This is a genomic window from Metapseudomonas boanensis (genome assembly GCF_018704125.1).
Classification (GTDB): Bacteria; Pseudomonadota; Gammaproteobacteria; order Pseudomonadales; family Pseudomonadaceae; genus Metapseudomonas; species Metapseudomonas boanensis.
In genome coordinates this window covers 52802-67205 of sequence record NZ_JAGTIS010000003.1, presented here as the reverse complement: position 1 = coordinate 67205, position 14404 = coordinate 52802, and the positions used below count along the sequence as shown (strand labels likewise).

Genomic DNA, 14404 nt, shown 5'->3' with positions numbered 1-14404 from the left:
GGCTTTTTTCCACGGTAGGGAAAGCGCCACTGCGGGTTCTTCGTCTGAGCGGACGAAGTTTCAGCGACCCGCGGCAAAGAGGGATTCGGCGCGCGCCTTGACGGCCAGGGCCACCGCATCGAAGCCCTGCTTGACCCAGGGGCCGTGCAGCGCCATCACTTGATCGGCGGTCGGGCCGAGAAACAGGTCGGTGGTGTAGTAGCGGCAGCTCGCGGGGCCCGTGGCTTCGATGACCTGGTCGCGACGAGCGGCATCCGGATTACTGGCGCTGGAGAACATTTCCCACGACAGCAAGCGTTGCGGATCGAAGGCGACCAGCTCTTCGATCACATGCACCAACTCGCCGGGGCGGGCGGGGTCGGGCAGGTACAGATTCACCGGCTCGCCCAGGCGCAGGCTGGATTCCACCTTGACCGTGAAGGGGTTCCATTGCGGGTAGCGCTCCAGGTCGATGAGCACCGACCAGACCAGCTCGGCGGGGGCGGCGATATCCACGGTCAGCGAGCGGACCAGGTTCTTTTCGTCAGGCATTGGGAATTCCTTGGCTGAGTGCGCGGCGCTGCGGGGTGCAGCGCCGTTCCCGAGCGATCCTCCCAGTGCGTCACGCGCGGCTCCTCGTCCAGGCGGACTAGGGCGCTCGTACTCCCTCGTTGTACGGATCAACTTGCTGGCGAATGGGCGGCGGCTTTCGCGAGCAAGCTCGCTCCTACGAGGCTGCGGGGTAGCACTGAGCAGGTTTCCGCAGTGTGAAGCGAAGCCCAACGCCCCGCGCTTTTTAGTCCGCTCAGACGAAGAACCCAGACCGTCGGCCTCCCTAAGGTGCCTGCAGTGGCGGGGTGTCCGCCGGACCAGAGGAGACCGACATGGCGACAGATGGAATCGAACAACGGGTGCTCAGCGGGCAGGTCTGGAGCGATTTCTGCGACCAGCTCAAACGCAGTGGCGAGCAGATATTGCGGGCTGAGGCGCCGAACGATGCGCAAACCCGCGCCGAGGGATTCCGCTACCTCAGCCGCCTGCTGCGCATTGCCCTGGAAATGCACCTGGAGTTTGCCGACCCGGACTTCCCCGGATTCTTCTCCCCGTCTCACGAGACGGCGAAGATCGGCGCGGATAACCCGGACAACCTCTACCAATACGCACGTCTCAATGGCGAGCGGCAGTACCGCGTCAGCGGTCGTCGCGGCAGCGTGTCCTACCTCAGCTTCGGCACCCAGAAGGGCGGGTATGAGAGCGACGGGAAGATGATCCAGACCGGATTCATCGATGCCAGCCAGCTTCAACTGAAGGCCGATGGCAGCTTCGAGATCATCCTCAGTCAGGAGCCAGTAGCGCAGGGCAACTGGTTGCGCCTGGAGCCCGAGAGCAATGCGCTGATCGTCCGCCAGACCTTTCTCGACCGCACCAGCGAGCAGCCCGCTCAGTTGCGCATCGAGCGCCTGGACAGCCGCCAGCAGCCGGAGCCTTTGAGTGCCGAGCGCCTGCATCAGAGCCTGGGAAGGGTCGCCAGCTTCGTAGAGAACACTTCGCGGCTATTTGCTGACTGGGCCCAAGGTTACCAGGCCCACACCAACCAACTACCTCCCGCGGACCAGGCCCTGTGCCAGTCTGTGGGCGGTGATCCGAACATCTTCTACTACCACAGCTACTGGTCCCTGGCGGACGACGAGGCGCTGCTGATCGAAGTCGACCAGGTGCCTGCCTGCGACTTCTGGAACCTGCAGATCAACAACTACTGGATGGAGTCCCTCGACTACCGCCATCACCGCATCTGCCTGAACAAGCATTCGGCGCAGTCGGACGCGCGTGGCGGGGTGCGCATGGTACTGAGTCACCGTGACCCCGGCCTGCCGAACTGGCTGGAAACTGCCGGCCATGCCGACGGCACCCTCTGCCTGCGCTGGGTCGGCGCCGAGCAGCCGGTCCATCCCACCACGCGCGTGGTCAAGCTCGACCACCTCAAGGAGCTGCAATGACCAACCCCATTGAAACGGGCGAGGAGTTCGCTCCACACAGCCTTCTGGCCGAGGCTCGCGCGCGTGCCGGCGGGCTCGACGACTTTGGCCCCGGTGATTTCCGCGAGGCCCTCCAGGTTCTGGAGAGTGCCCTGCATGACGAAGCCCGCCTCTGCGCCCAAGGCCGTGCCCTGCTCAGGGAAAAACTGGTCGCGCAACTGGTCAACCGCCTGGTGATCGAGGACCACTGCAAGCGCTACCCGGAGATTCTCCAGCAGCCCATCGATGACCCGTTGGTGATCGTCGGCCTGCCGCGCACCGGCACCACGTTGCTGCAGCGCGTGTTGTCGGTGGACCCGCAGTTCAGCAAGGCGCAGTGGTGGGAAACCCGCTACCCGGCGCCGCTGCCCGGCGAAACCCTGGAGCAGCCTCAGGTACGAATCGAGCGGGCGCGCGCCGAGGTGGCCGGGATGATCGAGTTCGTGCCGCAGATCCTCGCCATCCACCCGCTTGACGCCGAGCAGCCGGATGAAGAGTTCATGCTCATGGAGCATTCGTTCCTCTGCGCCATGGATTCCTACGTCAACGTGCCGGCCTACACCTCCTGGCTCGACTGCCAGGATCAGACCCAGGTCTACACCTACCTGAAGAAGATGCTGCAGTTCCTGCAATGGCAGCAGGCACGTCGTGGCATTGCGCAGGGGCGCCGCTGGCTGCTGAAGAGCCCGCAGCACCTGCATACCCTGGAACTGCTGCTGAAGGTCTTCCCAAAGGCCCAGGTGATCCTTACGCACCGCGACCCGGCCAAGACCATTCCTTCGCTGGCCAGCTTCATCCACACCCTCTGGCAGATCTACAGCGACCAGGCGGACCCGGCCCAGGTCGGCGAGCAGTGGAGCCAGCGCATGGCCCGCGCCCTGCGCCACAGCATGGCGGTACGCGAGGACATGCCGGCCGGCGCCTTCCTCGACGTGCATTTCGAAGACACCGTGAGCCAGCCGCTGGGCGTGGTCGAGCGCATCTACCGCTTCGCCGGGCTGGAGCTGACGCCCCCCGTGCGTGAGGCGATGGCCGATTGGCTGTCGCGCAATAGCCGCGAAAAGCGTGCGGCGCACCACTACGACCCGGCCTCCTTCGGCCTCGACGAGGCACGCTTGCAACGCGACTACGGCGATTACCGCGCCCGCCATCTGGCCTGAACCGGCCGGCGCCGGCCTGCTGGCGAATGCGCTGCTGGGGCTGGCGTCGGTTTTTGTGTGTAGGAGCGAGCTTGCTCGCGAAGGGGACCCCCGGAGTTCGCGAGCAAGAACCAGGCGTCCCCCCGTGTACCTACGAACAGCAGATCGATAACAACAAGAGGAACTGAACATGTTGCTGAAAGACAAGGTTGTGATGATTTCCGGTATCGGCCCGGGAATGGGTATCAAGCTCGCACTGGAAGCCGCCCGCGAGGGCGCCCGTGCGGTGGCCATCTGCGCCCGCAATGAAGCGCGCCTGCGCGAGGCTGAAGAGCGCGTTCGTGCGATCGGCACCGACAGCCAGGTGCTCTGGGTGCCCACCGACGTGAGCGACGCCAAGGCTTGCCAGGCATTTGCCGAGGCCACGGTGGCGCGCTTCGGGCGTATCGATGCTCTGGTCAACAGCGCCTATGCCCATGGCGGCTTCGATCTGCTGGAAAACTGCTCCGATCAGTTGATGCAGGAGGCCCTCGACGTGAATCTGTTCGGCTCGTTGCACCTGACCCGTGCCGTGCTGCCACAGATGAAGGCCCAACGCTCCGGCGCCATCGTCATGATCAACACCCTGGGCGTGCACCAGCCCTATGCGGGCGGCGGCGCCTACGCGATTTCCAAAGGCACTCTGGCGGTGGCGGTGCGCTACCTGGCGAACGAGCTGGCTGAACATGGCCTGCGGGTCAACGGCCTGGCCTGTGGTTGGATGTGGGGCGAGCCGGTGCAGGCCCATGTGCGCGAGGCTGCGGCTGCGCGGGGCATCAGCGAAGAGCTGGTGCGGACCGAGTGCAGCGCGGGGATTCCCGGCGGGCGCATGCCGGGCGACGAGGAATGTGCCCGTGCGGCGTTGTTCCTGGCCTCCGACTACGCCAGCGCCATCAACGGTGTGCAACTGGACGCCAACGGTGGCGAACTGATGCGCTGATTGCATGTAGGAACCCGCTTGCTGGCGAAAGGCCTGGCGCCGAATTCGCCAGCAAGCTGGCTCCTACAGATTCGAATCCGAGGAATATGAAAATGCTCGATCACTGTGCCTTCAATGGTGACGCGGACGGACTCTGCGCCTTGCAGCAACTGCGCCTGGCCGGGGAGCTGGACGCTGCGGTGCGCCTGGTCAGCGGAGTGAAGCGCGACATTGGCCTGCTGCAGCGCGTGCAGGCGGGCGCTGGCGAGCGTGTGACGGTGCTGGATATCGCCCATGAGCAGAACCGCTCGGATGTCGCGCGGCTTCTCGAGGTCGGTGTCCGCATTCGCTACTTCGACCATCACTTTGCCGGTGCGCTGCCGCAGCACCCAGGGTTCGAGTCCTTCATCGACACGGCTGCAGATGTCTGCACCAGCCTGCTGGTGGATCGCTTCCTGGAGGGGCGATTCCATCGCTGGGCGGTGGCGGCGGCCTTCGGCGATGGCATGCCGGGCCCGGCCCGGGCGCTGGCCGCGCGTCATGGGCTTGGGGAGGAGGACATCGGCGGCCTGGAAGAATTGGGCCTGCTGCTGAACTACAACGCCTATGGCGAAAGCCTCGCCGACCTGCACTTCGATCCGGTGCTGTTGGCGGCGAAGTTGTTGCCCTATGACGATCCCCTGGGCTTCGTACGGGATAGCCTCAGCTTTGTCCGATTGCGCGAAGGATATGCGGCTGACATGGCGGCTGCGGCCAGCCTGGATCCCTGGCAGGCGGGCGCGGGGGCGTTGCTCTATCGCCTGCCGGCTGAGCCCTGGGCGCGGCGGGTCAGCGGTGTGCTGGCCAACCAGCTGGCGGCGCGGGATCCGCAGCGCGCGCTCGGCCTGCTCAGTGCCAGAGCTGATGGCGACTGGACTTTCAGTCTGCGCGTACCGGCCACTGCCAGCCTGGAGGCGGATGCCTTCTGCCGAAGCTTCGCCACCGGTGGCGGGCGCAAGCGGGCCGCCGGCATCAACCGCTTAGCGGCCGAGGACCTGCAAGACTTCGTCGGGCAGTTCCTTCAGGCCTATCCTCACGCAGCCCTGTAGGAGCCAGCTTGCTGGCGAATCCGGGAGAGCAGGTTCGCGAGCAAGCTCGCTCCTACGGGGGGGGGATGTCGGCAGGCGTTGTAGGAGCCAGCTTGCTGGCGAAAGCGGTTTCATGTTCGCGAGCAAGTTCGCGCCTGAGGCGGAGTGCGCAGGGTGGTCCGTAGGGCTCTGGCGCGCGGCTTCTGTGCGAGGTCTAACCCGTGTGGGCTAGTCCCTGGCAGGGATGTTCGGGGCCTGGCATTGCACAATAGTTCGAGTCGACATCCATCACCTTCAGGAGAGCAGCATGGAACGGTCGACTCCCGATCATGGCACCGTATCTGCACGACGCTTCGCCCGCGGCTGGCACTGCCTCGGCCTGGTGGCCGATTACGCCGACGGCAAACCCCATCCGCTCAACATCTTCGGCACCCGGCTCGTGGCTTTCCGGGGCGAGGATGGCGCGATGCACATCCTCGATGGCTACTGCCCGCACATGGGCGCGGACCTCGCCGGTGGGCATGTGGAGGGCGACAGCGTGGTCTGCCCCTTCCACCACTGGAAGTGGGGTAGCGATGGTAAGTGCACGTCCATTCCGTACTGCAAGCGCGTGCCGGCACGGGCAAAGGTCAAGGCGTGGTCGACTCTGGAGAAGAACCAGTTGCTGTTCGTCTGGCATGACGCAGAAGGCAATGCGCCGGACCCGGCGGTCGAGATTCCCCGTATCGAGGCCTGTTATTCGGCCGACTGGACCGAATGGATGATGCGCAAGATGGTGATCCAGACCAACTGCCGCGAACTGGTGGACAACCTCGCCGATGTTGCGCACTTCGGGCCGGTCCATGGCTCGCCGGCCAGCTACTTCTGCAACACCTTCGACGGTCACCTGGGCTACCAGATGTTCCAGGGCGAGGACAGCGAACTGCTCGGCAGCGGCCTGCGCGCGGACAGCGCCTATTTCGGGCCGGCCTATCACATCACCCGCATGACTGCGAAGACGGGCGGGCAGACGGTCGACACGCTGCTGCTCAACTGCCACGTACCGATCGACCAGAACAGCTTCGAGCTGCGCTATGCGATCAAGGTGCTGAAACAGCCGCACCTTTCCGAAGCCGAGAACCAGGCCATCGCCGAGGGCTACGCGGGGCAGGCGCACAAGTCGTTCTTCCAGGACGTGGCGATCTGGCACAGCAAAACCCGCATCGACAAGCCGATTCTCTGCGACGGCGATGGCCCCGTGTACCAACTGCGCGAGTGGTACGAGCAGTTCTACACCGATGTCGCCGATCTGCCTGCCCCGAGCAAGAAAGTTTTCGAGAGCAAGGGTGGCGTCTGGCGCCAGCTCGATGAAGTGCCCGAACAGGCCCGCAGCCAGCTGCACCTGATCTGAGTACAGCTTCAGGCGCACGGCATTTCAGAACAAAAAACATAAGGGGAGCGACATGAAGCTCAAAGGCAAGGTGGCGCTGGTCACCGGCGCAGGATCGGGAATGGGGCGCGCCACGGCGGAGCTGTTCGCCGCCGAAGGGGCGAGCGTGGTGGTGGTGGATATCGACGAGGCTGCGGCACAGCGCACCGTGGCAGGACTGGCCAATCGCGAGGATTGCCTGGCCGCCGCCTGTGACATCGCTGACGGCGAGTCAGTGGTGCGGCTCTTTGCCGAAGTGGAAAAGCGCTACGGCCGACTCGACGTGCTGGTCAACAACGCCGGCCTCGGCCAGGTGCCGGGTGATGGCTTCGACAAGTACCAGCAGCGCCTGGCCAAGCGCAGCGAGCAGTTGGCGGCGGGCGCTGAGCCCGACGTGTTCACCGACATGATCGTCGACCTGACCGATGCCGGCTGGCAGCGGATCGTCGATATCAACCTCAATGGCACCTTCTACTGCAGCCGCGCGGCGGTGCGATTGATGATCGCCGGCGGCAGCTGCGGCTCGATCATCAACATCGCCAGCCTGTCGGCGTTCAGTGGCGAAGGGCCGCTGGCCTACTGCGCGTCCAAGGCCGCCATGATCGGCCTGGGCAAATGCCTGGCGCGCGACCTCGGCCCGCGCGGGATCCGCGTCAACACCATCTGCCCGGGGCCGACCCGCACGCCGATGATGCAGTCGATCTCCAAGGAGTGGCAGCAGGCCCTGGAACGCGCCATCCCACTGGGTCGGCTGCTGGAGCCGGAGGAGATTGCCCGCACCTGCCTGTTCCTGGCCAGCGATGATGCTAGCGCCTTTACCGGACAAACCCTCGCCGCCGCCGGCGGCATGATGATGCTCTAAGAGGACTTTCGAATGACTGGACGACTGCAAGGCAAGGTGGCGCTGATCAGTGGCGCGGGGACTGGGATCGGTGCCGCGGCGGCCAGGATGTTCGCCGCCCAGGGCGCCAAGGTGATGCTCTGCGGACGCCGCCAGGCACCGCTGGAAGCTGTGGTGGCGGAGATACGCGAGCAGGGTGGGGACGCCGACTGGGTGCAGACCGACGTCACCGATGAGCAGGCGGTGGATCGCGCCGTCAGCACCACCCTGGAGCGTTTTGGTCGTTTCGACATCATGGTCAACAACGCGGTGAACTACACCTGGGGTCCGCTGGTGGGCCTTTCCACCGAGGAGTGGCACAAGAGCCTGCGCGGCAGCCTCGATGTGGCCTTCTTCGGCACCCGCGCGGCGATGCGGGTGATGCAGGGCAAGGGCGGCTCGATCATCAATATGGGCTCCGTCGCCGGCCTGCTCGGCAGTCCGGGTCTCAGCGCCTACGGCGCGGCCAAAGCCGGGGTAGTCAACTTCAGCCGCGCGGCGGCCCTGGAGGGCGCGGTCGAGAAAGTCCGCGTCAACGTGGTCATTCCCGGCATCGTCTGGAGCGAGGGCACCCGTGAGGCGATGCGCAGTGAACAGATGATCGAGGGGACGGCGCGGGCTGTGCCGCTGCGCCGCATCGGCGAGCCCGAGGAAGTCGCCAACGCGATTCTCTTCCTGGCCTCGGACGAATCCTCCTACATCACCGGCCAGACCCTGGTGGTCGATGGTGGCAAGACCTGTGAACTTAACGTTGGCGCCAGCGACTACACCTCGGCGACCTCCACTGAAATCAGATCAATTCCAAGTGAGGCGTGACCCATGGATATCAAACTGAATTCTCCTGCTAGCCCGGTGCTGGTGACCGGTGGCGCCTCCGGTATCGGTGAGGCCACCGCCGAGGCACTGGCAGCGGTGAAGCGCCCTGTCGCCATCTGGGACCTGCAGGCCGACAAGGCGCAAGCCGTGGCTGCACGGCTTTCCGAGCAGTACGGCGTGCCGTGCCTGGGGTTGGGCATCGACCTGCGTGATCCGGCGGCCATCGCCCCGGCGCTGGCACAGACCCGTGCGGAACTCGGGGCGCCGGGCGGTCTGGTGCACGCCGCTGGGGTGGTCGACCAGACTGGCCTGGAAAATCTGACGGCGGACAGCTGGGACCTGGTGTTGAACGTCAACCTGCGCGCCATGGCGCTGCTGGTGCAGGCGATGCTGCCTGATCTGCGCGCCAATCCGGGTTCCGCCGTGGTCGGCATCGCCTCGATCAACGCCACCCTGGGTAATGGGTTGATTCCTTCCTACAGCGCCTCCAAGGGCGGGATGCTGTCGATGGTTCGCTCGATGGCCGATGCCCTTGGCGCCGATGGCATCCGCGTCAACTCGGTGTCGCCGGGGCAGATCCTCACGCCGATGGTCGAGCCGATCGCAGCTGCGCGACCTGGCTTCTTCGAGCGGCGCATTCTCCTCGGCCGCCTTGGCCAGCCGCAGGAAATCGGCCGCGTAGTGCGCTTCCTGCTGTCCGACGAGGCCAGCTACATCAACGCTGCGGAAATCGTTGTCGACGGCGGCAACATTTCCTCGCAGCGTTGATCCGGGAGATCGCCATGAACGAGCCAACATTGCAGGCCCGGCTGGACCGCCTGGAGTCGCTGGAGGAAATCCGTATGCTGCCGGCCAAGTACGCCTTGGCCCTGGATATGCGCGACCTCGACGCCTGGGTCGGGCTGTTCCCCGAAGACATCAAGGTGGGCCAGGACAAGATCGGCCGCGCCCATCTGAAGGCCTGGATCGACGACACCCTGCGCCTGCAGTTCAGCACCACCTCGCACCATATCGGTGGCCATATCATCGAGTTCAAGGATCCGGACAACGCCAGTGGCGTGGTCTATTCGAAGAACGAGCACGAGGCCGGGCCCGATTGGGTGATCATGCAGATGCTCTATTGGGACGACTACCAGCGCATCGACGGACGCTGGTACTTCCGTCGCCGCCTGCCGTGCTACCTGTATGCCAGCGACCTGAATCGCCCGCCGATTGGCGAGAAGAAGATGCGCTGGCCGGGCCGTGAGCCCTATGACGGTTCCTGGCATGAGCTCTGGCCTAGCTGGAAAACTTTCTGGAACAACAAGCCCGGCGATGCGCTGCCGGAAGTCGCCGAGCCGGCTCCGCTGGATGCCTTCCTCGAGCGGATGCGGCGCGGTTCGTCTGCGCCGAAGGTGAGGGTCCGCTGATGTCGAGCCTTGCCCCAGCCAGCCTCGACAGGCTGTTCGAACCGGTTCAACTGGGCGAGTTGCGCCTGGCCAACCGCATCGTCATGGCGCCAATGACCCGCAGCCGCGCAGACGCCTTCGATGCGCCGAGCGAGCTGCATGTGGCCTACTACGGCCAGCGTGCGGATGCTGGCCTGATCGTGGCCGAAGGCACCTATCCAAGCCCGGACGGCAAGGGTTACTGCCGCACACCGGGAATCGTCACGCCACAGCAGGTCGATGGCTGGCGCCGGGTTACCTCGCAGGTGCAGCAGCGGGGCGGGGCCAGCACGGTCCTGCAACTGATGCACGTGGGGCGTGTCGCCACCCGCTACAACAAGGCGGCTGACGCCGAAACCGTCGCGCCATCGGCTATCGCCGCGCGCGGCAGCCTGTTCAGCGACAGCCACGGCATGGTGCCGATGGACGTGCCGCGCGCCTTGGAAGCCTCGGAGATCGTCAAGGTGATCGAGGAGTATCGGCAGGCTGCGCAGAATGCCCGTGCAGCGGGATTCGATGGTGTCGAGTTGCACTGCAGCAGCGGGTATCTGCCGATGCAGTTCCTCATGGCCTGCAGCAACCAGCGGCAGGATGGCTATGGCGGCTCGCTGCAAAAGCGCATCCGTTTCGTGGTTGAAACCCTCGAGGCATTGAGCGAAACCATCGGTGCCGGCCGGGTCGGCCTGCGGATCATTCCCGGTAACCCCTACAACGACATGCAGGACGATGACCCGGCTGCCACCTACGGTGCCCTGCTCGACGCGATTGACCCGCTGGGCCTGGCTTATGTCCAGGTCAGCCGTTCACCGCAGCCAGGTCTCGATGCCTTTGCCCTGGCCCGCCGCCATTTCCGGGGGGCGCTGGTCCTCAACGACGGATTCGATGGCCGCAGTGCCGCGCAGGCCATAGACGCCGGCATGGGTGAGGCTGTTTCCTTCGCGCGTCATTTCATTGCCAACCCCGACCTGGTGGAGCGCCTGCGCAAGCAGCGCGCGCTCGCCGAATTCGATCGTTCCACGCTCTACACCCCAGGTGCTCGCGGTTTCACCGACTATCCGGCCCTGGGTGAAGTCGCCAACACGCAGGACCTCCGTACATGAGTCTGCCCGCCGCTAAACCCCAAACCATTCCCGCTGCGCTCGCGCTGTCTGCCCGTCGTCATGCGCAACAGCTCGCCATCGATGATGGCGAGCTCAAGATCAGCTATGCGGAATTGGAGCGCCTCAGCCGCGCTGCCGGCCGGGCATTGCTGAGCCTCGGCCTAGAGCCGGGCGAGCGCGTCGCGATCTGGGCGCCGAACAGCCATCACTGGTTGGTGGCCGCCCTGGGAAGCCTGATGGCAGGGGCCGTGCTTGTGCCGCTGAGTACCCGCATGAAGGGCGGCGAGGCCGCGGATATTCTCAGGCGTAGCGGTGCGCGCGTGCTGTTCAGCGTTGGCGAGTTTCTCGGCAGTTACTACCCCGACCTGCTGGCGGAGCAGTCTCTGGACGGCCTCATGCAGACAATTGTCTTCGAGCATGCGCGGGAAGGCGACTTTACCTGGCAGGGCTTCCTCGCCCTGGCCGAGGAGGTGCCCGATCAAGCGCTGGAGCAGCGTATCGCCGCCCTCGATGGCGACAGCCTCTCCGACCTGATGTTCACCTCCGGCACCACGGGCTACCCCAAAGGCGTGCTCTGTGCCCATGGCCAGAACCTGCGACTGTTCGACAACTGGAGCGAGATCGTTGGCCTCCAGGCCGGCGACCGTTACCTGATCGTCAACCCGTTCTTCCATGCCTTCGGCTTCAAGGCCGGCTGGCTTGCCGCTCTCATCCGTGGGGCGACCATACTGCCGCAGCGGACCTTCGACGCTGAAGCCGTGTTGCAGCGTATCGAACAGGATCGGGTGAGTTTCCTGCCCGGGCCGCCAGCGCTCTATTCCGCCATGCTGGACCATCCTCGTCGCGGCGATTTCGACTTGTCCTCGTTGCGCGTGGCCGTCACGGGGGCTGCTTCGGTGCCGCCTATCCTGGTACAGCGGATGAGCGAGGAGCTGGGCTTCAAGAGCGTGGTCACGGCCTATGGCCTGACCGAGAGCTGTGGCCTGACGACTGTTTGCCGGCCCGGTGACGATGCGCAGACCGTTGCCAGTACCTGTGGCCGGCCACTCGATGATATCGAGGTGCGTTGCGTGGATGCCGAGGGCAATCCGGTGCCGACCGGCCAGCCGGGCGAGGTGCTGATCCGTGGCTACAACCTGATGAAGGGGTACTTCAATGACCCGCAGGCGACCCTGGAGGCTATCGATGCGCAGGGCTGGCTGCATACCGGCGATGTGGGCGTGCTCGACGAGTGCGGTTACCTGCGGATCACCGATCGGCTCAAGGACATGTTCATCGTCGGTGGTTTCAACTGCTATCCGGCAGAGGTCGAACGCCTGCTCATGGAGCATCCGGCGGTCGCCCAGGCGGCTGTGGTCGGTATTGCCGATGAGCGCCTAGGGGAAGTCGGCAAGGCCTATGTGATAGTGCGCCCTGGCACCAGCCTGGCGGCCGATGAGTTGATCGCCTGGAGCCGCGACCGGATGGCCAACTACAAGGTTCCGCGCAGCGTGCAGGTCGTCACAACCTTGCCGCTCAACGCGGCTGGCAAGGTGCTCAAGGGCGAGCTGCGCTGTTGACGATCAGGCACCTCCCGGCGCGCCTTGCAGTTGCGCCAGGTTGAAACCTTCGTGGCGCATCCGCTCCAGCAGCGCCTGCCAGAACGGCAGGCGCGAGGTGTCGCCCACGTGCTGGAAGCGGCCTGCGTCGATGGAGAAGAGTTGTTCTGCATCGAAGGCGTAGAGCAGGGCGAGGTCGTCCCGCTCCGAGACAGGGCGGATGTTGTCCACCAGATTGTCCAGCACCAGGGGCTCTGACTCGGGGCTTGCGTAGTAGGTCAGCACCATATGCGCCTGATTCTGCTTCAGTACCCGGGAATAGGTAATGCGCAGCTTGTGCTGGGGAATGCCGAGCTGGAGCAGGCTGAAGTACTTGGCCAGGACAAAGTCCTCGCAGTCCCCCGCACCCTTGGCCAGGGTTTCGACTGGGGTGGCCCAGTAATCCTTGCGCTTCCACAGCGCGAGGTCGTCACTGAAGCTCACCTGCTGGTTGATGTGGCGGTTCACCGCATGGAGCTTGTCCAGTTCGGACAATGGCGAGCTGTTCTCGATCAGGTCGTGCCAGGCCTGGAGGCGATCCTTGGCCGGGGCCGTGCGCCCATAGCGTTTCTCTGCCTTGCGCAGCACCTGGTCGAAACTCCAGGCTGCCTTGGCTTCGGCGGCGCCGAACAGCATGCCGGTGCTGAGCGTGGTGATCGCAATCACCCGCCAGAGGACATTGGAAAAACTGTATCGAGAGACAGACTGGAGCAACGGATTCAACCTCCAAGAAAGCGGCCTGGGCCGGGTTCAAACGGGTGGATCAATCCGTTGAGCAGGTGATTGGCGCGAGAAGACCTCCGCCAGATCAAAGATGGCTGCACGTTAGCGTCATTCAAAACGCCTTCGCAAGCAGCCCGCCGACCTGTGGTCGGAAGCCAATGTGAGTGCTCGAGCCGAGAAGTGACGGGTGGGCTCTAGCGTGCGGCTTCTGCCGGTGTGACCTTGGCAACCGGTCGTCGGAAGAGCTTGTGGATAACCTTTGGAGTCCCCCCGATGCGCGGACAGATCGGGCGCATACGGAGGGACGGGGCAACTCGATCAATGTCCGTATTCGATCCGTTGTTGATGAATCAAGGATCTGTACTGGGGTGCCGGTTGCGTCGCCGGTTCTGCTTCTTCGGAACTGAATTGCGGGCCTGCTGCTGACGGTTCCTCCTCGACCATTTGGATGAAGTTCTGGCCTGCATTTTCTCTTGCCTGGAGCCGCTGTTCCTGCATGACGCGATAGTCGCTCAGGCGATCACTACCGTTTTCCGCGAGCATCACGGGGGGGGCGGCGGTTGCCTGCATGGCGGTTACAGCTGCGAAGGTGAGTAACAGGCCGGAAAGGGCTTGTGTGGTGAATGTCGATTTCATGACGGCTTCCTCTTGATCCCCACTTCCCCCGAACGCAGATTCTAAGAGCGTCTGAGCGCATTGCCAGTGGAACCGACAGATCTCTGACGTATGGAGCTGTTCAAGACGAATGGACGGCAATAAACCATTGAATGGCATGGAATATTCCATGGTTTATGCTCGTTTTCAGGGCTCTTCAGATCCTCTTTTGGGGCTGAGTGATCCAATAAAGGACAGACCGTTTTCCAGGTGTTGCGCTGGGTTTACGGATTGCCTTCCGGCCGGTGTGTTTGCCTGATGGGGCGGAGGCTTTGACGGTCATCTCAGGGCCCATACTTGTGGGGGCGAACGCATTGGCTATGTCGGCGTTAGCTGTTGCTGGCCATCAACGGTCGGGCTGAGAGCCCTGTAGGAGCGAGGGGGACGCCGAGTTCTTGCTCGCGAAATGAGCCCGTTCGCCAGCAAGCTGGCTCCTATCAGGGAGCCAGCCAGTGACAACACTTAACTGGGACAGAGCCAACGCATTTGCCAAGCGTCTCACCGGGGGGCGGTTGGCGAAACCAAGGAGGTAATCCCAGCCTGTTTCGTCACCCGGCGACACGCGGTCATCGGCCACCCGGCGGCAACCTTCCTCACACTTCGCAAACCCCCATTCCACGGGCCTTGCGCGCTAGTCTCATCGGACGATGCCACCCCCATG

14 protein-coding genes are annotated in these 14404 nt (G+C 64.4%); 11 read left to right on the top strand and 3 right to left on the bottom strand.

Annotation, left to right across the window (positions count from 1 at the left end):
* Positions 1-60: 60 nt before the first annotated feature.
* A complete protein-coding gene (locus tag J7302_RS07830; protein WP_215372667.1) occupies positions 61-531 on the bottom strand; it encodes an SRPBCC domain-containing protein in 471 nt (156 codons plus the stop codon).
* A gap of 332 nt (positions 532-863) precedes the next feature.
* On the opposite strand from J7302_RS07830, the gene J7302_RS07825 reads away from it, so the two are divergent.
* The 11 genes from J7302_RS07825 (at position 864) to J7302_RS07775 (ending at position 12348) form a co-directional block, all read left to right on the top strand.
* Positions 864-1976 carry a DUF1214 domain-containing protein gene (locus tag J7302_RS07825; RefSeq protein ID WP_215372664.1) on the top strand — a complete coding sequence of 371 codons (1113 nt, stop codon included), beginning with the start codon at positions 864-866 and terminating at the stop codon, positions 1974-1976.
* Positions 1973-3154, top strand: coding sequence for a sulfotransferase family protein (locus J7302_RS07820; RefSeq protein WP_215372662.1), 1182 nt, complete (start codon positions 1973-1975; stop codon positions 3152-3154). The genes J7302_RS07825 and J7302_RS07820 overlap by 4 nt, the downstream gene beginning before the upstream one ends.
* Positions 3155-3323: 169 nt before the next feature.
* Positions 3324-4112 (top strand): SDR family oxidoreductase, encoded by a 789-nt coding sequence (locus J7302_RS07815; protein WP_215372660.1) that lies wholly within the window; start codon positions 3324-3326, stop codon positions 4110-4112.
* A gap of 92 nt (positions 4113-4204) precedes the next feature.
* Positions 4205-5179: an acetyltransferase gene (locus J7302_RS07810; RefSeq protein ID WP_251701944.1), complete on the top strand. Its 975-nt coding sequence runs from the start codon at positions 4205-4207 to the stop codon at positions 5177-5179.
* Between the two features lie 286 nt (positions 5180-5465).
* Positions 5466-6548 (top strand): Rieske 2Fe-2S domain-containing protein, encoded by a 1083-nt coding sequence (locus J7302_RS07805; protein WP_215372656.1) that lies wholly within the window; start codon positions 5466-5468, stop codon positions 6546-6548.
* Between the two features lie 52 nt (positions 6549-6600).
* On the top strand, positions 6601-7428 hold the full coding sequence (locus J7302_RS07800) for an SDR family NAD(P)-dependent oxidoreductase (RefSeq protein ID WP_215372654.1): 828 nt from the start codon (positions 6601-6603) through the stop codon (positions 7426-7428).
* A gap of 12 nt (positions 7429-7440) precedes the next feature.
* On the top strand, positions 7441-8262 hold the full coding sequence (locus tag J7302_RS07795) for an SDR family NAD(P)-dependent oxidoreductase (RefSeq protein ID WP_215372651.1): 822 nt from the start codon (positions 7441-7443) through the stop codon (positions 8260-8262).
* Positions 8263-8265: 3 nt separating this feature from the next.
* Positions 8266-9030: an SDR family NAD(P)-dependent oxidoreductase gene (locus tag J7302_RS07790; protein ID WP_215372649.1), complete on the top strand. Its 765-nt coding sequence runs from the start codon at positions 8266-8268 to the stop codon at positions 9028-9030.
* A 14-nt stretch (positions 9031-9044) separates the two neighbouring features.
* On the top strand, positions 9045-9671 hold the full coding sequence (locus tag J7302_RS07785; RefSeq protein ID WP_215372647.1) for a nuclear transport factor 2 family protein: 627 nt from the start codon (positions 9045-9047) through the stop codon (positions 9669-9671).
* Positions 9671-10789: an alkene reductase gene (locus tag J7302_RS07780; RefSeq protein ID WP_215372645.1), complete on the top strand. Its 1119-nt coding sequence runs from the start codon at positions 9671-9673 to the stop codon at positions 10787-10789. Before J7302_RS07785 ends, J7302_RS07780 begins: the two co-directional genes overlap by 1 nt.
* Positions 10786-12348, top strand: coding sequence for a FadD3 family acyl-CoA ligase (locus J7302_RS07775; RefSeq protein ID WP_215372643.1), 1563 nt, complete (start codon positions 10786-10788; stop codon positions 12346-12348). The genes J7302_RS07780 and J7302_RS07775 overlap by 4 nt, the downstream gene beginning before the upstream one ends.
* A gap of 3 nt (positions 12349-12351) precedes the next feature.
* Here the strand turns inward: J7302_RS07775 and J7302_RS07770 are convergent, their stop codons facing one another.
* Entirely contained in the window at positions 12352-13080 is a 729-nt protein-coding gene (locus J7302_RS07770; RefSeq protein ID WP_349814430.1) for a transglutaminase-like cysteine peptidase, read from the bottom strand.
* Positions 13081-13407: 327 nt separating this feature from the next.
* On the bottom strand, positions 13408-13725 hold the full coding sequence (locus J7302_RS07765) for a hypothetical protein (protein WP_215372640.1): 318 nt from the start codon (positions 13723-13725) through the stop codon (positions 13408-13410).
* Positions 13726-14404 lie beyond the last annotated feature (679 nt).